This is a genomic window from Gelidimonas diazotrophica (assembly GCF_055694025.1).
In genome coordinates this window covers 3108027-3133111 of the sequence record NZ_CM146349.1, presented here as the reverse complement: position 1 = coordinate 3133111, position 25085 = coordinate 3108027, and the positions used below count along the sequence as shown (strand labels likewise).

The 25085-nt window shown below is 53.9% G+C and carries 32 protein-coding genes; 14 read left to right on the top strand and 18 right to left on the bottom strand.

Translation table 11 applies throughout. From position 1 onward, the window contains the following. Positions 1-37 precede the first annotated feature (37 nt). From KGFNPO_RS14550 to KGFNPO_RS14535, 4 genes are all read right to left on the bottom strand, one after another. Positions 38-1270: a glycosyltransferase gene (locus KGFNPO_RS14550; protein WP_472631949.1), complete on the bottom strand. Its 1233-nt coding sequence runs from the start codon at positions 1268-1270 to the stop codon at positions 38-40. A gap of 72 nt (positions 1271-1342) precedes the next feature. Continuing rightward, the gene (locus tag KGFNPO_RS14545) at positions 1343-1711 is read right to left on the bottom strand and encodes a diacylglycerol kinase (protein WP_472631948.1); all 369 of its coding nucleotides are present in this window, start codon (positions 1709-1711) and stop codon (positions 1343-1345) included. Between the two features lie 3 nt (positions 1712-1714). Beyond that, the gene (locus KGFNPO_RS14540) at positions 1715-2524 is read right to left on the bottom strand and encodes a UDP-2,3-diacylglucosamine diphosphatase (RefSeq protein WP_472631947.1); all 810 of its coding nucleotides are present in this window, start codon (positions 2522-2524) and stop codon (positions 1715-1717) included. A gap of 119 nt (positions 2525-2643) precedes the next feature. Beyond that, positions 2644-3183, bottom strand: coding sequence for a hypothetical protein (locus KGFNPO_RS14535; RefSeq protein WP_472631946.1), 540 nt, complete (start codon positions 3181-3183; stop codon positions 2644-2646). Between the two features lie 208 nt (positions 3184-3391). Here KGFNPO_RS14535 and KGFNPO_RS14530 point away from each other — a divergent pair, with 208 nt between their 5' ends. The 3 genes from KGFNPO_RS14530 to KGFNPO_RS14520 all read left to right on the top strand — a co-directional run bounded on the left by KGFNPO_RS14530 (position 3392) and on the right by KGFNPO_RS14520 (position 4665). Continuing rightward, positions 3392-3760 (top strand): glutaredoxin domain-containing protein, encoded by a 369-nt coding sequence (locus tag KGFNPO_RS14530; protein WP_472631945.1) that lies wholly within the window; start codon positions 3392-3394, stop codon positions 3758-3760. A 240-nt stretch (positions 3761-4000) separates the two neighbouring features. Continuing rightward, positions 4001-4315, top strand: a complete 315-nt coding sequence (locus KGFNPO_RS14525; RefSeq protein WP_472631944.1) for a DUF3303 domain-containing protein — start codon at positions 4001-4003, stop codon at positions 4313-4315. A gap of 59 nt (positions 4316-4374) precedes the next feature. Further along, positions 4375-4665 (top strand): hypothetical protein, encoded by a 291-nt coding sequence (locus tag KGFNPO_RS14520; protein WP_472631943.1) that lies wholly within the window; start codon positions 4375-4377, stop codon positions 4663-4665. Between the two features lie 507 nt (positions 4666-5172). Here KGFNPO_RS14520 and KGFNPO_RS14515 read toward each other — a convergent pair. Continuing rightward, complete coding sequence (locus tag KGFNPO_RS14515) at positions 5173-5883, bottom strand: hypothetical protein (protein WP_472631942.1); 711 nt, start codon at positions 5881-5883, stop codon at positions 5173-5175. Between the two features lie 783 nt (positions 5884-6666). On the opposite strand from KGFNPO_RS14515, the gene KGFNPO_RS14510 reads away from it, so the two are divergent. From KGFNPO_RS14510 to KGFNPO_RS14500, 3 genes are all read left to right on the top strand, one after another. Next, complete coding sequence (locus KGFNPO_RS14510) at positions 6667-7074, top strand: hypothetical protein (RefSeq protein ID WP_472631941.1); 408 nt, start codon at positions 6667-6669, stop codon at positions 7072-7074. Between the two features lie 115 nt (positions 7075-7189). Beyond that, entirely contained in the window at positions 7190-7495 is a 306-nt protein-coding gene (locus KGFNPO_RS14505) for a panthothenate synthetase (protein WP_472631940.1), read from the top strand. Between the two features lie 167 nt (positions 7496-7662). Next, on the top strand, positions 7663-8253 hold the full coding sequence (locus tag KGFNPO_RS14500; RefSeq protein WP_472631939.1) for a hypothetical protein: 591 nt from the start codon (positions 7663-7665) through the stop codon (positions 8251-8253). 197 nt (positions 8254-8450) lie between these two features. On the opposite strand, the gene KGFNPO_RS14495 is transcribed toward KGFNPO_RS14500, so the two are convergent. From KGFNPO_RS14495 to KGFNPO_RS14475, 5 genes are all read right to left on the bottom strand, one after another. Beyond that, positions 8451-8858 (bottom strand): hypothetical protein, encoded by a 408-nt coding sequence (locus KGFNPO_RS14495; RefSeq protein ID WP_472631938.1) that lies wholly within the window; start codon positions 8856-8858, stop codon positions 8451-8453. A gap of 3 nt (positions 8859-8861) precedes the next feature. Continuing rightward, positions 8862-9206 (bottom strand): hypothetical protein, encoded by a 345-nt coding sequence (locus KGFNPO_RS14490; protein ID WP_472631937.1) that lies wholly within the window; start codon positions 9204-9206, stop codon positions 8862-8864. Between the two features lie 314 nt (positions 9207-9520). Next, the gene (locus tag KGFNPO_RS14485) at positions 9521-11119 is read right to left on the bottom strand and encodes a L,D-transpeptidase family protein (RefSeq protein WP_472631936.1); all 1599 of its coding nucleotides are present in this window, start codon (positions 11117-11119) and stop codon (positions 9521-9523) included. 201 nt (positions 11120-11320) lie between these two features. Continuing rightward, entirely contained in the window at positions 11321-11908 is a 588-nt protein-coding gene (gene mepK, locus KGFNPO_RS14480) for a peptidoglycan L,D-endopeptidase MepK (protein WP_472631935.1), read from the bottom strand. A gap of 156 nt (positions 11909-12064) precedes the next feature. After that, entirely contained in the window at positions 12065-12250 is a 186-nt protein-coding gene (locus tag KGFNPO_RS14475) for a hypothetical protein (protein ID WP_472631934.1), read from the bottom strand. A 63-nt stretch (positions 12251-12313) separates the two neighbouring features. On the opposite strand from KGFNPO_RS14475, the gene KGFNPO_RS14470 reads away from it, so the two are divergent. The 5 genes from KGFNPO_RS14470 to KGFNPO_RS14450 all read left to right on the top strand — a co-directional run bounded on the left by KGFNPO_RS14470 (position 12314) and on the right by KGFNPO_RS14450 (position 14875). Beyond that, positions 12314-12673, top strand: a complete 360-nt coding sequence (locus tag KGFNPO_RS14470) for a DUF1428 domain-containing protein (protein ID WP_472631933.1) — start codon at positions 12314-12316, stop codon at positions 12671-12673. Positions 12674-12965: 292 nt separating this feature from the next. Continuing rightward, on the top strand, positions 12966-13343 hold the full coding sequence (locus KGFNPO_RS14465) for a VOC family protein (RefSeq protein ID WP_472631932.1): 378 nt from the start codon (positions 12966-12968) through the stop codon (positions 13341-13343). 10 nt (positions 13344-13353) lie between these two features. Continuing rightward, on the top strand, positions 13354-13839 hold the full coding sequence (locus KGFNPO_RS14460; protein ID WP_472631931.1) for a YybH family protein: 486 nt from the start codon (positions 13354-13356) through the stop codon (positions 13837-13839). Between the two features lie 68 nt (positions 13840-13907). After that, entirely contained in the window at positions 13908-14408 is a 501-nt protein-coding gene (locus tag KGFNPO_RS14455) for a VOC family protein (RefSeq protein ID WP_472631930.1), read from the top strand. 59 nt (positions 14409-14467) lie between these two features. Further along, positions 14468-14875, top strand: coding sequence for a VOC family protein (locus KGFNPO_RS14450; protein WP_472631929.1), 408 nt, complete (start codon positions 14468-14470; stop codon positions 14873-14875). Between the two features lie 37 nt (positions 14876-14912). Here the strand turns inward: KGFNPO_RS14450 and KGFNPO_RS14445 are convergent, their stop codons facing one another. The 8 genes from KGFNPO_RS14445 to KGFNPO_RS14410 all read right to left on the bottom strand — a co-directional run bounded on the left by KGFNPO_RS14445 (position 14913) and on the right by KGFNPO_RS14410 (position 22840). After that, the gene (locus KGFNPO_RS14445; protein ID WP_472631928.1) at positions 14913-15749 is read right to left on the bottom strand and encodes a metallophosphoesterase family protein; all 837 of its coding nucleotides are present in this window, start codon (positions 15747-15749) and stop codon (positions 14913-14915) included. Positions 15750-15755: 6 nt separating this feature from the next. After that, complete coding sequence (locus KGFNPO_RS14440; RefSeq protein ID WP_472631927.1) at positions 15756-16679, bottom strand: diacylglycerol/lipid kinase family protein; 924 nt, start codon at positions 16677-16679, stop codon at positions 15756-15758. Next, positions 16672-17427, bottom strand: a complete 756-nt coding sequence (locus KGFNPO_RS14435; RefSeq protein ID WP_472631926.1) for a phosphatase PAP2 family protein — start codon at positions 17425-17427, stop codon at positions 16672-16674. Before KGFNPO_RS14435 ends, KGFNPO_RS14440 begins: the two co-directional genes overlap by 8 nt. Positions 17428-18083: 656 nt before the next feature. After that, a complete protein-coding gene (locus tag KGFNPO_RS14430; protein WP_472631925.1) occupies positions 18084-18587 on the bottom strand; it encodes a Csu type fimbrial protein in 504 nt (167 codons plus the stop codon). Continuing rightward, complete coding sequence (locus KGFNPO_RS14425; protein WP_472631924.1) at positions 18584-21061, bottom strand: fimbria/pilus outer membrane usher protein; 2478 nt, start codon at positions 21059-21061, stop codon at positions 18584-18586. Before KGFNPO_RS14425 ends, KGFNPO_RS14430 begins: the two co-directional genes overlap by 4 nt. Further along, on the bottom strand, positions 21036-21761 hold the full coding sequence (locus KGFNPO_RS14420) for a fimbrial biogenesis chaperone (RefSeq protein WP_472631923.1): 726 nt from the start codon (positions 21759-21761) through the stop codon (positions 21036-21038). Before KGFNPO_RS14420 ends, KGFNPO_RS14425 begins: the two co-directional genes overlap by 26 nt. An 11-nt stretch (positions 21762-21772) precedes the next feature. Further along, entirely contained in the window at positions 21773-22267 is a 495-nt protein-coding gene (locus KGFNPO_RS14415; protein WP_472631922.1) for a Csu type fimbrial protein, read from the bottom strand. A gap of 42 nt (positions 22268-22309) precedes the next feature. After that, positions 22310-22840 (bottom strand): hypothetical protein, encoded by a 531-nt coding sequence (locus KGFNPO_RS14410; RefSeq protein WP_472634551.1) that lies wholly within the window; start codon positions 22838-22840, stop codon positions 22310-22312. On the opposite strand from KGFNPO_RS14410, the gene KGFNPO_RS14405 reads away from it, so the two are divergent. From KGFNPO_RS14405 to KGFNPO_RS14395, 3 genes are all read left to right on the top strand, one after another. Continuing rightward, positions 22770-23081 carry a GNAT family N-acetyltransferase gene (locus KGFNPO_RS14405; protein WP_472631921.1) on the top strand — a complete coding sequence of 104 codons (312 nt, stop codon included), beginning with the start codon at positions 22770-22772 and terminating at the stop codon, positions 23079-23081. The two genes, KGFNPO_RS14410 and KGFNPO_RS14405, sit on opposite strands and share 71 nt — an antisense overlap. A gap of 70 nt (positions 23082-23151) precedes the next feature. After that, complete coding sequence (locus KGFNPO_RS14400; RefSeq protein ID WP_472634495.1) at positions 23152-23637, top strand: GNAT family N-acetyltransferase; 486 nt, start codon at positions 23152-23154, stop codon at positions 23635-23637. A gap of 344 nt (positions 23638-23981) precedes the next feature. Next, complete coding sequence (locus KGFNPO_RS14395; protein WP_472631920.1) at positions 23982-24755, top strand: ABC transporter substrate-binding protein; 774 nt, start codon at positions 23982-23984, stop codon at positions 24753-24755. The last annotated feature ends 330 nt before the right edge of the window (positions 24756-25085 follow it).

The following is a 25085-nucleotide window of genomic DNA, read 5'->3' as shown; positions in this document are numbered from 1 at the left end:
AATGCCTAAAGTGTCAATCAGAGCCCAATACTTTCCACTAATTAGCGTCAAAGGCATCATCATTTTTTTGGCTTTTGCGTTCTGCGACAGAACCGATATAGTTGCTTTCACGCAATTCTGAAGGGTTAAGAACCGAGCGGTAGAACAGCAGCATCCGTTGCGCTTGTTTGCTGGCCGACCATTCTTGCGCATAGTCACGGCCTGCATCTCCCAGGTCTTTGCGCAGCGCAGCATCGCTTAACATCTTGACGACTTTGCCAGAAAAGTCAGTCAACTCTTCCCGTGCAATCCATACGCCCAAGCCTTCCTGCAGTACATCGCGGGTTCCCAGTTCTGCGGTGGAGACGACTGGAATGCCTTGTGCCATCGCTTCCAGTAAAACCAGTCCCTGCGTTTCAGTTCGCGATGCAAATACAAAAATGTCTGCGGCGCGATAGCAACTGTTCAATTCGGTATGGCGATCTAGGTAGCCGATGAACATGACGTTCTCGCTAAGCCCTAGTTTCTTTACTTCAAGTTTCAGGCTTTCTTGCGCCGGGCCTTCGCCCGCAATCACAAAGAGCACGTCGGAAATTTCTTTTCTGACTTGATCAACCGTCTTGATCAAAAACCCAATGTTTTTTTCGTGCGCAACGCGCCCTACAAAAAGCAGTACAGGCCGGTCCTGTGGAATATCGTAGCTGTTTCGGAACGCGACGCGGTCTCCTGGCACAAAACTATCCGGCTCGATGCCCGTCGGAATGACTTCTGTCGGCGTCGAGATGCCGTAGCTTTTTAATATATGCAGCATCGGATTGGACGGCACCACCATGCCATCCAGACTATTTCCCTGATGACGAGAGAAACGCTGTGCGACAAAGCGCATCAGCTTCTTGGGTACAAAAGGGATGTAATGGTGCAGATATTCTTCAAAAAAAGTGTGATAAGTCTCTACGCAAGGGATGCCCAGCAAACGCGACAACTTGGTGCCCAGGTAATGCGCAACGAAGGGTGTTTGTATATGGATGATGTCGTATTGCGCGCTAGCCAATTGGTCAAGATGCTGCATTACCCACTGGTAACGCATAAGCCTGTCTTCGGGATCGAACGGCACACGGCGTGCAGGTACGCGCATGATATTCGTTTCGTCAGCACTGGGCGTCCCATAGTCTGGGGCGATTAAGTGGACGGTGTGTCCAAGCGATTGCAGGTTACGCCGAAAGGTTTCTATAGAAGTGGAGACACCGTTGATGCGCGGAAAATAGACATCGGAGATAAACAGGATTTTCATAATTTTTTCAGCGAGGCTGGATGGATGAATCTTTGTTCCATTTAAATCGGATGGCACGTACGCCTGGTTCAGTTAGTGCAGTAAAACCAATATCCAAACGGTAACCAGATTGAAAAGGCTAATCAGAACTGCCGCGCTACCGATATCTTTTGCACGCTTGGCGAGCCTGTGGTCGTCGAGAGAGATGCGGTCCACCGTTGCTTCGATTGCTGAATTGATCAACTCGACGATGAGGAGCAATAGCACGCAAGCGATCATTAACGCGCGACCGAACATGTCATGCTCCAGAAAAAATGCCAGTGGCACTAAAACGATTGCGAGCAATATCTCTTGACGGAAAGCATCTTCATTGCGATAGGCTTCTTGCAGGCCGGCACACGAATATGTGAAGGCATTCAATAAACGCCTGATCCCTGTTTTTCCTTTGTGCGGACTTTCCATAATTTATTTCTCAAGTGTTGGCATTACAGTTTGAGCGGGACTGGCAGGACTGGCCGACCTTGCGCTAGGCACTGCATTCCATAAAATGAGCTCCATGCGGCCATCCAGATGCTCAACGATGGCGGTGCAACTGTCCACCCAGTCGCCGCAATTGATGTATTTCAGGCCATCCACTTCCTTGATTATTGGCCAATGGATATGGCCGCAAATTGCACCATCCACACCTTGTTCACGCGCGTGGCGGATGACGGAATCTTCAAAGTTAAAAATGAAGTTGACCGCAGTCTTTACTTTGCGTTTGGCATACCCGGCCAACGACCAGTAACCGGGACGTCTGAGGGTTCGGCGCAGCCAGGATAAATAGATATTCAGATTTACCAATATGTTGTAAGACTTGTCTCCCAAAATGGCGATCCACCTGTGATGGCGCGTGACTTGATCGAATTCATCTCCATGTAACAGCAAATACCTGCGGCCATCTGCTGCGGTGTGGATGTATTCATGCTCCACCATGATATTGCCGAATGCAGTGCCGACATATTCGCGGATTGCCTCGTCATGATTGCCGGGAATGAAAATGACTTTGTCTCCATGTCTGGCGCGTCGCAGCATCTTTTGTACGAACGTATTCTGTGCCAGCGACCAATGCACTCCGCCACGACTCATCGACCACAAGTCAACGATGTCGCCGAGCAGGAACACATATTCTGAGGAATATTCTTTCAGGAACTCAAGCAGGTGGTGGGCTTGGCAAGCCTTGGTGCCCAGGTGTATGTCAGACAGGAAGATCGAGCGGACTTGTTGCATCGTCATGCCGCTGCCATTTCCGCTGCAGCTATGACATAGATTTTGAGTGCAAGGCAATGCGCGTATTGGGCTGTGTTTTCCATGGAGGAATCATTGCATGGAAATATTTCAGCGTTGTTACAGCTTTATTTTTCTTTAGGAGAAAAAATCCCATTCCATCCGCTGGTGGCTATTCGCAACTGTTCTGACCCGAGCCTCGTCAGTGTGAATTTTCCACCGTTTTTCAGGGCATAGCGCAACATCCAGTTGGCCGCCGGCCCCAAGCGAATCTGCTCGCCGGTAAACCGGATTTCCAGATCCGCGCCGGTTTTGCAAATGACGCCAACGCTCTCTGCCCAAAGACCTTCTCCGGTTTTGATGAATTCCAGAAACAGAGCTCCTTTTTTTTCAAGAATCGACACCAACAGGGGTTTCCCATCTTCCATGGTGGTCTCTTCCCATTTCAGGGGAAACGCCTGATTGCCAAGCATAATTTTCAATTCACTGATCGTTGCGGCACAGGTTGGAGACGCCTGCGCTTGGCTATGCAATGACAGCAGCAGGGGCAAGAAAAGCAATAAACGTATTCGACGCATATAAAGGCCCATTTCTGTAGGTGTGTGAACGGTGGTGGAACAACATTCTGATCGCATACCCCGGTTGACGCTGATGCGATTTTGACCCAAGCTGCCGGAATTCTTTAACGGTCACTCACGATATTTCGGGCGGTAGACTGACTTTCAAATCACAGTTTCCTGGAAAGTAACAGGCGGCTTGCAACTAGAACCGATCGTTCATTTTCACCCATCAAGGCTCATCTGGCCCTGGAAATACACACTTTCGTTCTCCGTATCCAATCACTGCAATAGCGCCATAACAACATAGAAAGCCATCATGACTCGCAGCATTCTAGATGAAGCCCATATTCATCCTGCCATTCGCCAAGCCATCACTAACAATAATTCCGAAATCATTCGCGAAGTGCAGGCGGCCATTGCAAGCAACACTGTAGTAGTAGTCGGCATGGCGCAAAATCCGTTCCCCCGCAAGGCGCGCAAGTTGCTGGATGCGATCGGTACGCCGTACAAGTACCTTGAGTATGGCAGCTACCTTAGCCAGTGGAGGCGTCGTAATAGCCTCAAGATGTGGAGCGGCTGGCCAACCTTCCCGATGGTGTTTGTCAAAGGCATGTTGGTGGGTGGAGCAGTCGAACTACAGCGGTTGATCGATAGCGGGGAATTCTCCCGCATGATTGCTGACTAAGCTGGGGAAAAATTTCCGTCCGCTGCTGACAACAGGCGGCCTCCGACCAGAAGCTGTCGGTGGTCGTTACATTTCACTTGAATGCTGTCGGCGACCAGCTATGCTAAACCAATGAACTGGCAAGAGCCACGTCCAACGGGAAACCTGCGCGAAAAGCCGCGCAGGTTCGGTGATTTCGAACGTTAGCCCGTTTAAACGACTACCGTTCCGATGACATCAACTCAATAATGGAGGATTCCGATGAAGTACATGATCAGCTGGTTCGAGCGTGCGCAAGGATCGCCTATGGAGTACGAGAATGCCCAGAAGCGGATACTGGAGGTTTTCACACAATGGAAGGCGCCCGACAATTTCAAGATCGAGTTGTTCGTTGTGCGAGTGGGCGAGTGGGGTGGGCACATGTTGGTGGATTGCGACGATCCGTTGGCCGTTCACAAGGCATGCTCGACCTGGCCTGCTTTTGAATTCCAGGCACGACCTGTGATTGCCGTCGAGGACGCTGTCCGGGTCGAACTTGAGGCTATTTCCTGGCGGGACGGACTGAAACCCAAGTGATAGCGGCCATCAGCGGATCTGGATTGGCATTAGGACGGTAACTCACAAAGGAGATTAATATGCATGCGGTTGTAAGAACCTACTCGGGTGCTGGCGCAAAGCAGCTTTTCGATGTTTTAGAAGAGCACAAGGCCGACGTCGAAGCTACCCTCCGGAAAGTGTCTGGCCTCGTAAGCTACACACTGCTACGTAATGGTGATGGCGGTATGTCTGTGACTGTTTGCAAGGACAAGGCCGGCACCGATGCAAGCTTGAAAGTCGCGCGCGACTGGATTCAGAAAAATGCCTCGAATATCCACGCGAACCCGCCAGTCGTCGCGGAAAATTCGGTCATTGTGCAGATCAATTAGCGCGCCTTTCCAATCGATCTCACTACAATATCGCTGTCGCAGCCAACGCTTTTGCCGATCATAGACACTCTGCAGTCAGGCTGCCACCGATCTGCAGTTTTGTACGCTTGCTGCGCAGAGATGTGATCGTCCGCAAACCGTCAGATTGGGTTTGTAAGGTCACGCTCGGAGCATGGCCTGTACGATCTTGTTTGCCTTTGAACGATTCTTCCAAGTCGTGCTATTCGCCACTATAGCGAGCAGCACGGCGTTTTTTTGGGACACGGCTTACTCGGATCAGTCTCCGTCAGCTTACGGATGAAGCGAACGACGGCTCAGGGTCGTTAGTTGACCTTCGACATGGTCGTAGGTGAGTTCAATTCGGACTGACAGCTGGGCTCGTGTCCGAATGTCGGAACTCGGTGTGCCCCCGGCGCGGCGGGAACTGACCCCGGCGTGGGGCCGACTCCGATGGTGCCACGCCCGACTGTGGCACGAAGGGAAGTGAACGACTACAACGCTGGCGGCTTATTTACCCAGTAGCGCCAGAGTATGGTTCCATTCCGTAGCCCATGCGTGCAAAAAATCATGCGCATTAAAAGCTCTTTTTAGATGTGACATCGGTACCCGGTACAGATCATTTAATCCCAGCGCCAACGTGACCGGATTCCACACCGTTTTGTTTTTCGCCCTTTTGGCACTGCCTTTAACCCTTGCGCCATCATCGCCAAATATGCCGCCGCCACCGTCCAGGGCCTGTTCCAAATCAATTTTTACCAGACTGGCAAATGCCATCAACACCTGCTCTTTGTTAATGCCAATCTGTGATTCCTTTGCCGCCGCAATTTTGACTGGTTCGGGCTCGACCTCGCGTTTGAGTTTGCCTGCCAGGCGCTCCAGATCCTTCTTCAGAAAACGTAACTCATGCAAAGCCCTTCGAAAGCCCGGGGGCTTGAGTTGCGTCGCTATCTTATAGGCGTCTTTCGTGATCGTGATGAGCACATCCTCGCTTCCGGACGCAAGTCGTTGGGTGTCGCCTTCGAAAAAAATCGGCGCCGGGTAACCACCGTTGGCGTCACCGAACAGCGCAGGATAGTCGGCGTCATAGTCCAGCCAGACGTAGGGGGTCAAGCCGTTCTCTATCATGCGCGCCAATGCCCATGGCGTACCGGTTTGCTGCGCAAGCCAGTCGCATGCCTGCGCAGTTGTTGCCCGAAAAGGTAGTTCGATGATCGTCATTTTTCTTTCTTTTACATACCAAAATTAAATTGCTGGCACTACTTTGCGCATTTAAGGATAAGTGCCACGACCCACCTGGCACTATGCATTCCCAACGAACAGATCCGGCTTTTCGCTTTGCCATTCCTTCAGTGCCACCATTCGCGCCTGATGCTTCAACCAATGCCATCGGTTTGGCTGGGCCTGCTGGACGCTTCTTGCGGGATGTTGTCCATCATATGCGAAACCTGAAGGACCGCTATCGCTGCAGCTGGCGCACTCCGGGGTCAGCTCCCATTCTGACACGGGCCCAGCTGTCAGTCCGAATCGAACTCACCTGTGACCGTGTCAATGGCCGCATTTGGTCAATTTCTGACAGTGATCCAGCGACCCTGATTGGCAGTTCGGGACTGCAAGGAGCCGCTCGGAGCGGCCAAAAAAAAACTCAGAACCCCGCCCACATGCTGGCTTTGCCAGACTGGTGGCTGTTCTCTTCATCGTAGTGGGCGTTCCCATGCCATTGGCACTCACAAATTCCCAGTACCACTTTTATTTGCCGTGAATTTATCAAATATCAACAACATCGTCTGCAACTGACGGAGCATTGTTTCGCAGGCAGGACTGTCGGCGAAATTCAGTTGGTTGATGTGACCCGTCTGCCGTTGTGCTGGTTTTGACTAGTGCTTATCGGCTATGGCCAGCAGCGTGGTCGGAGCGTGGCACCACTCCACGTCAAACCAGATTGCCGGGCGTGGCTGGTTGTTATCCAAGGGCAAGCCAAATTTATTCTTCAGGAGACACATCATGTTAGGTGAAATGATTGGCGAAGGAAAAGGCAAGATTACCAGCGTCAGAGTATTGCCATTCGAAGGTACGGGGCCAAGGCTGGAAGTGTCGTTTCAGGGCGCCGGCAAGTTGCTTGAGCAGGAAGTGACCGAAGTGGGAACCTATATTTCCACGCTCACGCCACATGGTGTGTTCCATGGTGCCGGGCAGGGTCTGATCACGACCAAAAATGGTGAGATCGCAACCTGGACCGGCACCGGCGTTGGCAGACCGACCGGACACGGCATGGCGGCAAGCTGGCGCGGATCGCTTTGCTACCAGACATCTTCGAAACACTTGTCCGGACTAAATCAGATTGCAGCCATCTTTGAATACGAGGTGGATGAAAACGGCAACACCGTCGAGAAATTGTGGGAGTGGAAATAGGCGCAGTGAAGTTCTGAAAGATCCATTTGTCTTTTATTCCAATCGCTGTCCGCGCCCTTCGTCTGTCCATTAAGCGGATGCGCCTTGGAATACCACAATATAAGAAAGTGATGATATGAAAATGCTACTTACGGTTGAAATCCCACATGAGCCTTTCAACTCCCTCGTCAGAAGTGGAAAAGTAGGTGAGACGATTGAGCGTATCCTCGAAGCAATAAAGCCGGAGATGGCCTACTTCACAGAGCAAGACGGCACACGCGGCGCAATCTTCGTGATAGACGTGCAGAATCCGTCGGATGTTCCCCGCTTTGCAGAACCCTTCTTTCTCAACTTCCAGGCCAATTGCAAATTTCGGATTCTGATGAGCCCGGATGATTTGCAAAAAGCCGGCCTTGGGGAACTCGGGAAGAAGTGGGCGTGAGATGTGAGACACCCCCCTAATCCTGCGCTCAAGCGGGATGCGCCGCAAACGGCGTGTCCCTTTCTTTAATGTTTTTCTTGGCTTGATAGCAAAAACGGACCTCAGATTGCCGATGGTAATCCGCATTCCAGGTATTTTTTAAACGAATATCAAAGGAGTAAAAGGCCATGTCAATACCAATCCCTGCAATAGGTTCGATGGCCGCCGCCTTGGCCATCATGTTCACGCAGACGGCATTTGCCGCCGATGCGCCAATGGGCGCAAAAGGGGCCGCACCGTCGGCCACCGACCAGAAAATGATCAAGAACGCGATGCGGGCCGCGCCGAAAAAAGTGAGTGCTGCGGCCACGATTGTCGCCGCAGGCGCGGATGGCCAGATGCGCACCTTGCGCGAAGGCAAGAACGGATTCACCTGCATGCCGGACAATCCTGCGACGCCGGGTCCCGATCCCATGTGCATGGACAAGGCAGCCTGGGAGTGGGCGGGTGCGTGGATGGGTCACAAGACGCCTGCTAGCGGCATGGTCGGTTTCATGTACATGCTCGCGGGAGGAACCGACGCCAGTAATACTGATCCCTATGCGACGCAACCCGACACCGGAAATCACTGGGTCAAGACCGGACCGCACGTCATGATCGTGGGTGCCGAAGCCAGCTTTTATGACATGTATCCGAAGAGCGCTGACCCTGACACGTCAGCCCCCTATGTGATGTGGCCGGGGACCCCGTACCAGCACCTGATGATACCGGTCAAGTGAATGATCAGCCGCCCGGCATGCCGGGCGGCTGATCGGCGCAATTCGGCCGCCGGCCGGCCAATGCTGTCTGGCACAAAGGTGCGCACGTTCTCGCGGACGGCGTGGGCATAGCCAGTGGCGACCATGATCGGCCCCGGACTGCCCTGCAATATGCACGCGAAGAAAGACACCGCTTCGCTACAAGGATGAAACGCTGTTCAGGAAAACCACCTCAGAAACGCGGCGGCGGTTAGCGCTGCCGCGGCCAGCGTAGTGAGCGCGCGCCAAGCTGCCTGCTGTGCCCGTTCGCTCCACCCGACGCCACGATAGAGATACGCGGCGGCGAGCATGAATCCCGCGGCGACGCATACCATCTTGATCAGCAGCGCGGCAACCGCGATGCCATGAATATCCGGGAAACGTCCGTAATAAAGCCAACTGACTACGCCGAAAGCGCCACCGCTGACAGCTTGCGCGGCCCATCCCGCCAGCATTACCCATGCCAGTGGTTTGCGCATCCGTCCTGGCCCCGACCATAATCCATAGGCCGCGCTCCCGACAACGGCGACGGCGCCGAAATTGTGAACGACCTGGATCGACGCATAGGCCAGGTTTTGCAGATCCATGTGCTAGTTGACTGTCACCTTGACGCACTGTTCTACGCCGATGGGCGTATGACCCTTATCCACGACCTTGACGCAGATGTCGTGCTGGCCGGGAGTAAGCTTTGCCAGTGCGTAGCTGCCCTTGAGTTGACGCAGGATGGCCACTTCCTTCGTATCCACGTAAAGGTGGACATGGTCGCCCTTGGCGCCGGGCATGACTTCATAGACAACCTTGTTCTTGGTCAAGGCATCAAGCTTGGTCCCGTCCGCAGGGGCAGTTATCTTGACAGATGCATTCTCGGCAAGGCTTATCTGTGCATAGGCAAGCAGCGCAGCACCGAGGATTGGAAAAATAGACGAAATACGCATGGCGATCTCCTCTTAGTTAATCCGAATTTAATCCAAATTTAATCCGAATACCGCAGCGAGTACGTCATCTTCGGACTGCCCGGTTAAATTTTATGTATAGCACAACATCATTAAATGACAAGAAAAAAGGCCCATGGAGGACCGTTGACCGTTGGTTAATGGTGGACCTGCGAAGAATGGAGCCGTCGTTCGAAAGCTGGACTGAACGCTTTCCACTGCTGCGAAAGGCAGTTCAGGGCACGATGCCGACCGTCAGCGGAAATTCCTGAATGGCAGCTGTGTGTGACGGGCGGCACATGACCCGACACGGTCACTCACATTTGATGCTGAACTCTTTCGGACTCTTTGCGCGTAAGACTGTTTTTCTTGCTCAAAGCAGCATCAAGCAATTTATCGTGGCCGTAAATGTCCTGAAAGAAATAGACCTTCCCATCGCTTTTGACAATTGCCGTGCCATAAGCAATCACCACCGGCAATGGTTGCTTCAGACGAATCGTCTTTGAGTTGCCATTTTCCATGGCATCGCGAATCCGCTCCTCGGTCCAGTCTGGCTGATCCTGCAAGACAAACCTTGCCAGGGAAACCGGATCTTCCACCCTGATGCAGCCATGACTGAGATCGCGCCGATCACGTCTAAAAAGTTGTGGGGTGGGTGTGTGGTGAAGGTAAATATTGTCGTTATTTGGGAAAATGAACTTGATGTCGCCCAATGCATTTTTTGGCCCAGGCCGCTGACGAATACGCAATTTCCCCTGCAACACCGCATCCAGATTCGTCCCGGACAATGTAGAGATAAGCCGGCCATCGCCATCCACAAATTCCAGTTCCTGTTTATCGAAATAAGTGGGGTCACTGCGCAGCTTCGGCACGGTTTCGGCTTTGGCAATCGAGGGTGGGATGTTCCAGTAAGGGCTAAATTCTATGTAGCGCATATCCTCAAAAAAAAGTGGGGTGCGGGTATCAAGTGCCTTGCCGACGATGACATTCATCGCCACCTTCACACTGATCTGTCCATCGTTAATTTCATACGCGCGCAGGACGAACTCAGGCACATTAACCACGATCATCCGGGGGCCCAACAGCAATGGCGTCCAGCGCAGGCGTTCGAGCGTGAGCTCGATCTGGCGTACGCGCGCAGCCATGGAGGTATTGATCTGCTCAAAGGTGGCCCTGCCAATGACACCATCCGCTGTTAGCCCGTGACGACTCTGAAATGCCTTGACGCCATCGACCAGGGCGGCCTCGTACCGTGTTGGAATTTGTGCATCTGCCGCCATATCCCCGAGCGCCATCAGTTTCTGCGCCAACTCGGAAGTGCCAACGTAGGCCTGTCCGGGTGCAATTTTATTTCCTGGCATAGCGGGAAGCCGATGTTGGAAAGCGGGGTCGTTTTCAAGCGTGCGGTACTTCGTCAGCGCTTGGCGCAAGCCAACGTAGAGTGGCAACTGTGGTGCTGCAGCACGGGTGGCAGTTATGAGCGTATGGCTGGCAACAGCTTCTCTTGCATAGACTTGAGGATTTAGTTGCTTCGATGGCATTGCAAACGATGCGTGAACATCTCGCGGAACTACCCGGCCATAATGAATATCCGATATGAAATGTTCCAGGGCCTGCGTTAGTCCGCCTGAGAGTGTTGCTTGCTCAGCAGCCGAGATGGGTGCACGAGCAGCCTTGTCCACCGCTTGCGCCAGAGAATCCGCTGAATAGTCATTTGGATTCAGGCCATCCGCATCAGCCATCTTCAGGATTTGCACTGCCTCAATGGCATCGGAAGTGGGACGTCCATCGACGAACCAGGCGGGAAGATTGTTCGCGAACGCTGTACCAGTATTTCCCAGCACGAAGCCAAGCAACACAAACAGCAAGCACTGGCAACACCGGTTGGGACGAACTGCCGTGTTGATTGGTTTCATGAATAGGTCAAACTTTATAGTTGAGGGCTTTAATTCGATACCAGCTTTTTGGCGAGTGCCATATTCTGGGGCGCAATTGATGATGAAAAATGGAAATGCGCCTGGAGTATTACTATGATTACTATTGGTTTTGCTAGTTTCCTTGAGCCCAAAATTCCGGATGGCCGTCATCCTTCAAATAAAACCCACCGCTCTGAAGCTTCACCAGGTGCGTACGCGGCCAACATCCATATGCACAAAATCGGAGGCAGGGTAATAGCCCACGCCGCCGCCATTCAGGGCAATGGCGGCCCGGTGTATATCTGCCAGATTGCGGCCCGGCACACGAATATCTATGGCAAGCCCGTCCATATGCAGGCTATGTTTCGCCACGCCGCTGCTTTTTTTCGACAGCATGGCGTTGGTATCGGGTGACCGGTAGCCGGAAATAACATGAAAGCGCTCGTTCGTGTCCAGCGAAGCCGACAGCAGGCACAGCAAATCCAGTAGTCGGGCATCAATGGGGTTGACAGCGCCTGAACGGTGGTCTCGCAGCAAGTGATAAATTTCACTGAGCCCTGCAGGCTGGTACCCGCCATCCGCCCAATACACGGTGTTTAATTGCTCACCCGTATGCGTATTGTAAAACCCCAGTTTGCGCTCTGGCGCGGAAGCTGCCGGAATCGACGCGAAGCTCCTTCCAGGCAGGCTGGCTGCGGCAAGCGCCACCGCGCTCACGTGGAGGAATCCGCGCCGGCTGAGTACGGTCTTGCCCATCGGAATGGCGGCATCCCGGCTAAATGGTTTCATGGCATTCCTTTGGCGGCTGGAGCGGCTTCTCAAGCCAACTCTTCTGCCTGTTGATAACTGACAATAACTGACAATAACTGACGTAGATTTCCCGCAGAGAATCTCATTTTGGCACTCTTGCGGCCCCGGTAAGGTCCCGCAGTATTTTATGCGCATTCACGCGCAATTTGTAAATCCTTTGGCCAGCCAGTATTGGCCGGAAGCCGCTGTTGCATTCCAGAAAAATTCTATTGATTTGCATAAACGTTTCATTCTGATTGCCCAAAAACGGGTGATAACGCTTTCATCCGCTTGGTGGATAAACGCCTTGTTTTCCTGACTATCCTTGACTAATCTGGACATTGTGATTGCCACGTAATAGTTGCGCCGCATGTTCAACGGATGTATTTCTTCAAGGAGAATTTCATGCCTTACGTCGACGGTTTCGTTGTGCCACTTCCCAAAAAAAATGTAGAGGCTTACCGCGAGGTTGCGAGCAAATGCGGCGCGATCTGGCGTGAGCATGGCGCGCTGCAATTTCGCGAGTGCATTGCCGATGACGTGAAGCCTGGCAAGCTTACTTCGTTCCCGCAAAGCGTGAACCTCGAAGCCGATGAAACCGTCATTTTCTCCTGGATCGTGTATGAATCGCGCGCCCACCGCGACGAGGTAAACGACAAGGTGATGAAGGACCCGCGTATGGCCGACATGATGAAACCGGAAAACATGCCGTTTGATGGAAAGCGCATGATTTATGGCGGGTTTGAAGTATTGGTTGATCTTTAAGTCATGGCATGAAGCTGGCCGGAAATGGCGTGCTGATACCTTCGGTGGCGGGTGATACGAACTGGGGTTGTGCGTTTTTGCAAAATTCAGGCGCCATTATCGTAAAACCTGTTCGCGGAGTTTTTTTGGCGTCAGTGAGGTTAGGAGCATCGCTGCACCGCACTTCTCGCCAAGACGCATCCCATGTGATCAAAACTATTGCAATTCGCCATTATTCTATTGGCAGGAGTTCTTGCCGCTCGAAAGTTCTCCCAGCTAGTTGGCAAATGTTACTCACCAAGGAGAGATAACTATGTTGAAAAATGCACCAATAACACCGTACATACCGGTTACCAACCTTGAACGCGCTCGGAAATTTTACGAGGAGGAACTAGGGATCGAGTCCGGAGAAGAGTTTGCCGAGGGTGTCATATACAAATGTGGCAACGGCACACCGTTTTTTATGTACAAGTCAGAGGGCGCAGGTACTTCGAAGGCAAGCACTGCTTTCTGGCAAGTTGATGACGTTGAGGCCGAGGTGGCCGAGCTCAAGAATAGAGGCGTGGTGTTCGAAGAGTACGACATGCCAGGGCTGAAGATGGAGAACAGCATCGTCACCGGAGGCGGCGCGAAAACTGCCTGGTTCAAAGATAGCGAAGGCAATATTTTGGCTGTTAGTCAGACGCTTTAAGCAGTTGGGAATGCTGCTGCGCCGCGTTTTTCGAGCAGGGGAGAAAGATATGACGACGGCAAATAGCACATCTATTGATGAAGCCCTGATCCGCATGCTTATGGATGATCAGGCAAAGGCAGTCCGGGCTAAAGATATCAATGGGGCTATGTCCAACTACGCGCCGGACATCCTGTTGTTTGATGTTGTAAACCCACTGCAAAAAATCGGATTGGATGTGTGTCGAAAACGCACGGAGGATTGGTTCTCCTCGTTCCAAGGCATGATCGGCTTTGAAAATCGCGACCTCAGCATCGCGGCGGGCGATGACGTGGCTTTCTGCCACAGCCTCAACCGGGTCAACGGAACAACAACAGATGGAGAGAAAATCGAGATGTGGTGGCGCGCCACCGTTTGCTTGCGCAAGATTGACAACAAATGGATGATCACGCACGAGCATGCCTCGGTACCATTCGATGGGAAGAGCGGGATGGCATCGCTTGATCTCAAGCCGTAGTGCTTCTCGGATGTGCTGGGCCGCAGCCGAAATTAAACCCGATCAGGAGAAATATTAGGAGAAACACTATGCAAGTCACTCAAAAAATCACCCCGTGTTTGTGGTTTGATGATCAAGCCGAAGAAGCAGTTGCGTTTTATACCGCTATCTTTAGAAATTCAAAGATCACAAACATTGGACGGTACGGAGAGGCTGGATATGAGATCCACGGAAAACGGGCGGGGACGGTAATGGTCGTGGCATTTGAACTTGATGGACAGGCGTTCACCGCGCTCAACGGCGGCCCGATATTCAAATTCAACGAGGCCATCTCGTTCCAGGTCAATTGCGAAACGCAGGAAGAAGTGGACTATTACTGGGAGAAGCTAGCTGAGGGTGGGGACGAAAAAGCACAGCAGTGCGGCTGGCTGAAGGACAAATACGGCGCTTCATGGCAAGTTATTCCCAGCGTTTTACCTGAGATGATCAGTGACCCCGATTCTGAAAAATCCCAAAAAGCCATGGCGGCAATGCTGCAAATGAAGAAGATCGACATTGAAGCACTGCAGCGGGCGTATGCCGGAGTGTAGGGCGGGTGCAACCCGCCCTACACTCCGGCATCGTTCAATGTGCCTTGAATGGAGGATGTATGAGCACCAAGATATTTGTGAATCTGCCAGTAAGAAATCTCAACGAATCTGTGGCGTTCTTCACACAACTTGGCTTCAGTTTTAATCCGCAATTTACGGATGAGACCGCCACTTGCATGATCGTGAGCGAAGATATCTTCGTCATGTTGCTAACCGAAGAAAAGTTCAAGACTTTCACGCCAAAAGAAATTTGCGACGCAAAAAAATATACAGAAGTGCTGGTGTGTTTGTCTTCTGAAAGTCGGGAAAATGTCGATGCAATGGTGCGCAAGGCAGTCGCCGCCGGCGGCACAACTTACAATGAACCGCAAGATCACGGGTTCATGTATGGACACGGCTTTCAGGATTTGGACAGTCATATTTGGGAACTGATTTACATGGAGCCAGGCGCGATAAAACAGGCTTAATCATGTAATGAAAGAAAGCGGAATTTTTGCTAACAGATCATCGCGGCGCGCGGCTTTCGGCGCTTTCGACTTGCAACCAGCCAGCGCCATGACGCCGGAATGTGGCGCTTGCAATCCGCACGAAATTGCCCCGCTGCTGATCCCACCCGAAGCGCTCGATTGCCACCTGTGGCGCATCGATGCGCACCACGTTGAATGAATTGGTTTCGCCGCGGCCGCGGGTTGAGGTTGCGGTGCCTGCCTGCACCACCAGTGCGGCATAGTCGTTGATCGGATAGCGCTCTGCGGTGCTGCCTGCATGACTGGCATGCAGGTGACCGGCCAGCAACAAGTCGGCACCGCATTCGGCAAAACTTTGCATGGCTATTTCTGCCCCGCCCACCAGATTTTTTGCACCGATTTGCGCAGGTAAATCAAACGGATGATGCGTCACGATAATCTTGATGCGATGCTGATCCAGCGGTAAAAGATGGGCGCGAAGGCGTGCAATCTGTTGCTGATTGATATGGCCATTCTTGAATGTCAGGGAGCGTGCAGTATTGATGCCGATGACGGCGATTTCATCGTCGATATAAACCGGTTCGACATCAGCGCAGATATAGCGTCGGTATTTGTCGAGCGGGCGCAGGAAGCGGTTGAACAGGTTATGCAGCGGTATGTCGTGGTTTCCCGGCACGATGATTTGCGGCGTCGGAAGGGTGTCGAGAAACTGCCGCGCTTGTTTGAATTGCGTGCTGCGGGCGCGCTGGGTCAGGTCACCGGAAACCACCAGCAGGTCAGGATCGATGCCTTTGATTAAATCGGTGAGCGGAAGAATCAGCCTGGCATCGATACGGCCAAAATGCAGATCCGACAAGTGGACAAGTGTGCGCATGGAGAGTTACTTGACAGCAGCATCGACAGCGTTATCGGCGCTGCGCGGCACCAATACGCGCAAGGCTGCCGGCCGGATACGATACTGCAACGGCGTCTCCATGACATTGACTTCGCCATCGGTCGCCACCCGCAGATGCCTGTGATGCGTTTCAATCAGGATTTCCTTGGTACACACCACGTCAAAATCTTTCTCCTGTCGTATGCGTCCGAGTAGCGCGCTAACCGCCAGCCGCAGTATGCCAAATCGCCCGGTACGGTGGCTGACATACAGGCTTAATTGCCCGGCATTCAGACATGCACGCGCGCCGATGTTGAATCCTTCCATTAGATATTCATTGTTGCCGATAAAAACGAATGCGGTGCGGCGCAGATGCTGTTCTCCATCCATGCTCAGGCGCACATGTAAAAACGGAAAGCGGCGCAGCGCCATCACGCATGCCCAGCAAAAAGCCAGCCATTTGCCCCTGCCAAGGCGCTGTTGCTGTTTTTCCCGTTCCCTGACGATGTCGGGATAGAGACCCAGGCTTGAATTATTTAGAAAAACCTTGCCGTTGACTTCCCCGGTATCGACCAGGATTGTGTGGCCGGCGGCGATGTGCCGTATTGCTTCGTCCAGTTCCAGCGGAATGCCGAGATCCTTGGCGAAGTGGTTCAAGGTGCCAAGCGCCAGTACGCCCAGCGCACTGCCGGTGCCGACCAACATGGAGGCCACCGCATTGATGGTGCCGTCGCCGCCGCCGGCAACGACAATCGGTGCGCCGGCGGCTACCGCACGTTGCACCGTCGCTGCAATTTCGTCCCCACTTTTGGCGAGCGTGATGTGCGCTTCGAGTCCGCAGGCGCGAAATTTTGCCGCGAGCGTATCCGCCCATTCGCTTGTATGGCCGTTGCCGGCTGCGGCGTTGATGATGACCGTGATGTTATTCATCAGAGTTGCCAGCGTTGCCGGCGCGGGAAGACTCTACGCGACGCTTGCGCCAGCTGGTGGCCACGGTCAGGCAGAGTGCAAGCCAGGCAACGCCTTCGACGGTGGCGGCCAGCACATCGCTCAGATAATGCACGCCCAGATACATGCGGCTCAAGCCGACCAAGGCCACCATCATTGCCGCCACCGCCACCATGGCGGCGGCAATGCGCCAGCGCCACGGCTTCGAATGGCCGATCAGATACGCCGCCAGCACGCCGTAAAGCAGGGTGGTGGACGCGGTATGCCCGCTTGGAAAGCTGTAAGTGGACAGCGTGAGCAGCGGTTGATCGAAGACCGGCCGCGCCCGCTGAAACACCTGCTTCATGAAAACATTCAAAAGCATGCCGCCCGGCACGGTAACAAGCAGCGTCACCAGCCAGTACCAATCCTTTTTTCGGGCCAGAAATAGTCCCATCAATACAACATAAAAAGTAATCGCTATCGTGCCATGCAAATTGGTGACAACCAGCATGCAGCGCGTCAACCACGGTGTTGCATGAGAATGCAGCCAATGGGCGAGTTGCGCATCCATCAGCGTGATCGTATTGGATGTATTGGCTGTGACCACATTTTGCGCGATGCTGGCGAACACACAGCTTGCGGCGATCAACCAAAAGACGCCAATCGTCAAATGCAGCCCGAGATATCCCTCAGTGGAGAAACGACGGTGCAGAAATTTTTTGAATAATGTGAATTGTTGCGGCAGCATAATAGGTGAAGATTGGAAAGTGTTCGGTTGCGCATATTTTGACAGTGCGAAAAAGCCCTGCATCTCTCGTCTGACGCCAAGCCATACAATTGCTGATGTCTGCCAGTATTATTTGGAGTATATTTTATATGGCCAATAAATATATGCGGATAATGCCATGAAAATAGTTATACATACCCTACTATTTTTAATAAATACATTGCTTGCGAAGTCTTTCGTATCTTTCGGGGGCAATGGATGATGCCAGTTGATAATACGCTTGACGGCTCTGCGCGTACTACTGAATCAGCCCCGGTTTCGCCCGTAATTTAAGAATTGGTGTGGATCAATAATGCTATGCGGCAATGCTGAAGTCGGCCAAAACCAGACGCCCGCTTTCTCCCAATGCCTGCGCCATAAAGCGAGATCGCCGAATCATGCGGCTCGCATAATCATCGCTAGAGTAGCCTCCGCCCAGCCCGCCCCGTAGGGACTTAAGGAGTACCTACTGGGAACAAGGCGACAGGGCAACTAATGGGTTCGTTCTTGTTTCCGGCGTTTTTGATCTGCGCTGGTGCGGTTGCGCCGTTATGGAACGCTTTCCATAACGGCGCAACCGCAGACGTTCGAATGAACATTTCAATGACTGCTGGAGTCACCACACAGTTGAGGGTTAATCAGTAGTTCAGCGTCACCATGATGGTGTCCTCGTAGGCACCCACCAGCATGTTCTGGCCGGCCGGCAGCATGCCATAGACCGGGTAGTTGCGCACCATGGACAGTAAACCCAGCGCATAGCCGTCGCTGACGATTGACGTGCCCGCAGTGCCGTCGCCCCAAACGGCACTATGCCCGGCATTGGTATACAGGTTGTATTGCAACTGGTTCGCGCCGCTGGTCATTCTTCGTGGTGCATAGCTGCCGCTGCCACCGGAGCTAAACAGAATATTGTAGCTGACAGACAGGCTGGTCAGCGACGAGCAACTTACCTGGATGTTCCCCGTAGTATCGGTGGGAGCCGGATGGTTGAAGTTGTAGCCGCCAAACGCCACGCCGCTTGTTGTGACGACACATGTAAGGGAATGCGTGGTGATCGGTAGCAACGCGAGTGCCAGCGCGCACAGGTGCAGCAGCCAAGTGGCGGGGCGCTTTGGGCGTGTCTGAAGCCAAACTATCGTCACGGCGCGATTCCCCGGCACAGGAAGTTGCCCAGATCGGGCAGCGGTGCATCCGTCTCCGGATAAGGGATCTGGAACTCGCAGCGTGCGTCACCCCAAGTTACCCCGACGCGGTTGTGCCGCGTCAACCCCGAAATGTAGACTTGCCCGTCGAGTGCAACTGGAAAGGCTTCTTCGCGTCCGGCGATGCGCATCTGAGCGCCCGCGGGCACGGGTCTGCCATCCGCAGTGACGATGCGCAGCAGAGCGCCGTTTGCTTTTCCAACCGGGAACTCGACATCGTACCCGCTGCGGTAATAGGGCACGGCATTGACCTCCAAAGCGCCGATCCGTGCATCGAGCGGCAGGCTCCCCTGCTCGATGCCAAGCCGGTTCTTCTGGTAGGGGCTCAGTCCGGGGACGAGCGCGGCACCGGAACTATCAGTGCGCGCAACCGGCTGGTTCTCGGCATACACCTGGACGCCGGGGTAGCCGGGCACGCGCACCACGGCGAAACTGTCGCCCAGGTGGCGCGCCAGAAAGGTTCGGCCGCCGAGCACCGCCAGCCCGCCGCTGGCGGAGGCGCGGTAGGCATCTACTTGGTGGAATCGGGCGCTCTCCAGTGCGTAGGTGCCGTAATCGTTTTGCAGGTTCAAGGCGCCTTCGAAGCGTCCGCTGCCTTCGGCTCCCGCCAGCACACGGTAGCCAACGCCGGTCCCCGCCGGCAAGTTCTGCTGCACTTGAAACAGCGCCGACTCGGAGCCGTTGCGCCGACTGGCACTCATGCTCGCGGTAGTACGTTTGCCCAGCGCATGCGTCAGCATCAGGCCGACCGCGTAATCCTGCGAGCCCTTCAGACTTTTGAATGCGGACAGTCCCAAAGACCAGTCCCGCCCCAGATTCCGGCTGTAGCTCGCGCTCACCAGCTCGTTGTCGGGCTGGCCGCGGTTGTCCATCCGGATATAGCCGAACCCGAAGGACCCGAACTGCGCATCGTTCCAGCCGACGTGTGCGGTGGTTTGCCGTAATGGCGCTTGCGTACCTGCTGCGAGCCCGATCTGATCGAAATGCCTGCTTGCGATCTGTGTCCGCAGCCCGAAGCTTAAGCGCGGTGTTTGGCGAACGAACTCCAGCGCCAGCAACCCGCCGCCGCCCAAGTCATTGTGGCTGCTCGCGATTGCCGCATCGACCACGCCCGCTCCGGGCAACAGCACGGTTCCGGCCAGCCCGATGGCTTGGCGGCCGGGCCTCAGTTCGCCACGCACCTCCGCCGTGAAATGGTCGGTGAACCCGTGGCGCCGAGTTCCGGCAAACAGCCATTGCCCGTAGTCGTTGCTGGCTGAAGCAAAGTTTTCACGCACCGCGCCGAACTCATAAGAGGAATCGTCGAGGCCTCTGCGCAGCAGGCTGCGCGCGGCATAGTAAGGCTGGACGATGACTTGCTCACGCCCCAGCAGATCACGCACGACCATCCGTACTTCACCCTGCCCGGTGATCACTGGCAACTCGCGTACGGAAAAAGGACCCGCTTGTATGTCGTGTTGGTAGGTGCGTACGCTGTTGACGAATACCTCCGCGGTGGAGGGCAGGGCGGCCGAGCCGGAAAGTGAAGGCAACGGAAAGGTGATGAAATCCGGTTGAGTGGCGAAATTGGTGCCCCACTGGATGCCACCGAAGCGCACCGGCCTGCCCCACGCCCCACCACGGCTGATGGCGTCGCCCAGACGCAGGCTCGCCAGCTGCTCGGGCCGATCCATGGTCAAGGTGCTCTCCAGCCGGATGAAACCACCGTTCGCGCTTAAATTCCGTGTGTTTAAATCCCGTGTGTTTAAATTTCGTGCGTTTAAATTTTGCGCGTTTAAATCTCGCGCGTTTAAATCTCGATTAAGCATCTGTGTTGTGGCCACTCCGCCGCCAGCGAAAACTCCCAGATCGAGCAGCGCGCCGACCGTTCCGATTCTCTCAGAGCGTTGGGCGGATAGGTCATAGTTGAGGAATCCGCCTGCCGATGGCATGTGCGGGGTCGCAACGGTCGCGGTGCGCGCATCGAGCACGGACGACAGCAAATTCTCCGCTTGTGCGTCGATCCGTAGCGACTGGGTAGCGGCATCCACCCGGTAGATCAACGAGCCGAGGGTATTGAGAAGGATGTAAGGCTCGTTCTGGTAGGCTTCCACAGGTGCGTCGGGCGTGCGCAGACGCCAGCGCACCAGATCCTCCACGCGCGCCAACACCAGCCCGTCGGGCCGCACCAGTACCAGCGCCGTCTGATGCAGATTCTGGCCATTCAGATGGACTTCCAGCAGAGACTTTTCGAAGGATGGCGAGAGGCCGGTATTCCCGATTCCAGCACTATCGGGACTGCCGATACTCAGTGTCGATGTCAATTCCAGCTTCACGCCTTCCGCCATAGCCAGGCCGGCGCCGGTGCCCGCCAGAAGGATGCAGGACAGCGCGCAGATGCGGTTTCCATCAAGGCTCCAGTGCCACTTCGGCATGGATCTCGCCTACATCCGTTTGTGCAACAATCTTCAGTCTGGTTCCAGGCGGCTGCGCCTGATCGACCGTTATCAACCAGTGGCGACCCTGTTCCGGCAACAGGTATCCCATTTCTTGATGCTCGGCCAGGATCGCGCCGCCAGCGGCGGGGGTGAGAGCAAAGCCAGAGACCTGCACATGGGCGTCTCCACGGTTGATCGCTTCGATGCGCAAGGTCCTGTGCGGGGCTGCCACTACCCGCCAGTCCAGCAACGGTTTGGCCGCCTTGCCGTCGGGGGCGACAAAAACCGGAATGCCAAAGCGTAATGTCACTCTGACCTTATTTTCTTGCGCGGCTGCTACCGGGACTTCCTGCAGGAACAGCCGATAGGCGAGTTCGCGCCGTTCATCCGGCTGCCGCAGTATCCCCACCCTGACGATCTGGGTGCCACCGGGCGGAACGGTAAAAATCGGCGGCGTGACTAGCACTTCCTGGGTAGGAATGTAACTGTCTTCGCCCGCCGCCTGCGACCAGGACATCACCTTCAGCTGCATCACGCTTGCCTCTGCACTCTCGTTGCGGACCGCGAGCGCAGCGATCGGCGTCTGCGCCGACAGGGTGATGCGCACCGGATTGATCTGGAACGCGCCGGCCCGTGCTCCGGTTGTAGCGATCAGGCCGATCAGAAGAACGAGGCCGGTGTGCAGAAAAGTGCCCATCGCGCTGACGTTCAGTAGCTCAGCATCACGCTGATGGTGTCAGCGTAGGCGCCGGTCGGAACGTTCTGCCCACCGAATACTCGCCCGTACACAGTATGGACCGTCGGCAACGTTACGGCCGTAGCGGATACCGTGTCTGTTGGCACTGTGCTGCCCCAGATGGTTGTGTGCCCTGGTTCCTGGTAAAGCGTGTAGTTGAGGAGGTTGGCGCCGCTGGTCATCTTGCGGATGGCAACCGCGGCGCCGGTGCCAGCGCCCTTGTCGAGTCCGACGTTGTAGCTGGTGCCGGTGGTGCAGGTCACGGTAACCGTGTTAGTGGCATCCAACGCGGTTCCGGCCGCCGGATCGTAGTTGCCGAAAACCAGCGGCGTGGCGGCAACCAGGCAACTGGCGAGCACCGTGGCTGCCACCGTGAAAGTTGTGGTGGCCGTCGCCGCCTGCACGTTTCCAGCTCCGATCGATGCTGTCAGCAGGCTCAGGACAAGGATTGATTTGCGATTCATCATTATTGCTCCTATGGATGTTGTAAATATGCAAGCGAGCAGAGGCTATTGCATCACCCAGAAAAAATAAAGGCTCCAATATGGACCCGGCGTCAAACCTTGATGCAGGCCAAAGTATTGTTGGACGCAATAGCGGGAATTGCCTTCCTGGTACCGAAGGCGGAACCGCCTTGGTTTATTGCGCGCGTGCTCAAGCGGTTGGCGGGAATATCGGTTTCCCATGCAGCGACGGTTTAGCGCAGCGTTGAAAGACCGTTGGTGAGAAATGCGAAGGGCATTAGGGCCGATACCGGTCTGTCGCTGTTCCCTAAACCTGACACCCGCTAATTCGGATGTAGCCTCAGAAATTAAAATGACCGCAGATTTCACACTGGCTATGAGAGCTAACATGGCGGTCGAGTAGACGGGCCGGTAAGCGCCGCGAGTTCTTGTTTCAGGCGGCCAGCCGCTTACCCCTATGTTGGATTGCTTGAGAACATGCCACTGACGCATCGCCCCGTTGAAAATGCCGATATTCCAGTCATCTGCGGTTTTCCGCAGAGCAAAGCTGAATTGTTGTTCTATCGGAAACGTCATCGTTTCATCGGTAGTTCGTGGGCGTGGTGTGGGGCGCTATCTTATCGAACAGATGATTGGCCTTGCCATGTCAAGACATCTGGCCGCAGAAATAACAGTGTCATGTTTCAATCAAAACGTTGCCGGCCTGCTGCTTTATCCGAAACTGGGATTTCAGTCTTACGTCGTCGAGGAACGGCAAGATAAGAACGGAAATCTGGTTGCGCTTCTTCACATGCGGTTGCCGCATAATGCAATCTAATATTGCGCTTGAGAGGGACGCTTCGTCCCTCACCTTAAACGTTATGCTTACAAAGAAAAGGTATGCCAGCATGGTTGAAGTTGTTGAAGCAAATCTCGCGTTACCGCAACACGCGGACGCACTCATTGCGTTAATGAGCGATTACTCTCTTGACCCGATGGGTGGTGGCCATGCGCTTTCAAATCATGTAAAAACCAGCCTGGCGGCGGAGCTTCACAGAAGAGAAACAGCACATGTGATTCTTGCTTTTGTGGATGGAGCACCGGCCGGACTGGTTGTGTGTTTTGAAGGGTTTTCGACATTTTCTTGCAAACCCTTGCTGAATATTCACGACGTTATTGTCACGCAGAAACATCGAGAACATGGCGTATGTAAGCGCATGCTTCAACAAGTCGAAGCCATCGCTCTCAAACTCGGTTGTTGCAAACTGACAATGGAAGTGCTCGAAGGAAACCATCCCGCACAAGCAGCCTACAGAGCTTCCGGCTTCGCTAACTATGAATTAGATCCCAAGATGGGGAAAGCCATGTTCTGGCAAAAGAAGCTGGATTGCTAGACATTACTTAAAAACCAATTGTGTATTCTGTGTCGAAGTCCAGCTTGCCTGCTTGCGTAAATAATATGTTTTTTACGTGGGGTAGATTTTGGGCGGCATGCTGTACCAAGTCGATTTCATGCTCTGATCATCCTGCTGGTGGATATTGCTTTTCATGCGGTTCATAAATTTGGTATTGTTCGCTGTCGGTCGGAGTGCTTGTACGAAGACCGCTAAACAGCTTGGTTGTCAAATTTAAAAATTTATGGAAGTTTGATTGCGCATTAATCCAGTGCGCAATCAAAGTTAGAACTGCATGCAATTTTGCCGGCAGTTGAAATAGTCCACTTACAAGGAAGGCATCAATGAAACTTAAGCATCTCATCGCCATTATCGGCCTGTCGTTCGCGGTCTCGGCGCAGGCGGCCGACATGAAAGAATTGCGCGTTGGTCAGGACCCGACTTACGAGCCGTTCGAATACAAGACGCCGGATGGCAAGCTGGTGGGTTTTGAAGTCGACATCGCGAATGCCCTGTGCGCTGAAATGAAAATGAAATGTGTGTTTGTCGACCAAGCCTGGGAAGGCATCATTCCTTCATTGATGGCCAAGAAATACGACGTGATCATTTCCTCGATGTCTATGACCGACGAGCGCAAAAAAGCGGTCCTTTTCTCTGACAAAATCTACAACACGCCTTCGCGCGTGATCGTCAAGCGCGGCAGCGGCATCAATGGCACGCCGGCATCGCTGAAAGGCAAGAAAATCGGCGTGCTCAAGGGCTCCACTCAGGAAGCCTACGCCAATAAAGTCTTTGCCAAGGCAGGCGCCACGGTGGTCGGCTACGGCAATACGCAGGATTCTTATCTGGACATGGCATCCGGCCGTCTCGACGCACTGGTTGCCGATATCGTCGAAGTCAAGGCAGGTCTACTCACCAAGCCGGAAGGCAAGCCGTTTGAACTAGTCGGTGTCGATCTGGATGATCCGACCTTCAAAGTTGGCACCGGTGCCGCCTTGCGCAAGCAGGACACCAAGCTCAGGGACCGGATCAACGTCGCCATCAAGGCGATTCGCGCCAACGGTACTTACAAGAAGATTGCCGATAAGTACTTCGACTTTGATGTGTATGGCAAGTAAGCAGCCGCGAACTTGATTGCCTGGCAGCGAACCGGATGCAGAACAGGCATCACCGGCTCGCTGTCCGCGCAGATGACGAATGTTGCGCCGGTCAACTCGCTCGCAGGCGATGTGCGGTAAGACTATTGAAATTATTTTTATCCCATCAGAGTGAATCCCCCCATCTTGCAATACAATTCGCGCCCTGAATCGACAAAATTCCTTTCGATAAATTTGAAATTTTCTGTCGCTATTTCAAAAGATTATCCGGGGTGAGCTTCGTATAATTTAAATTGAATAGCACCGCTGAATAGGCTTCCAGCCCAATTTCAAGAAGACGGTGCATCGGAG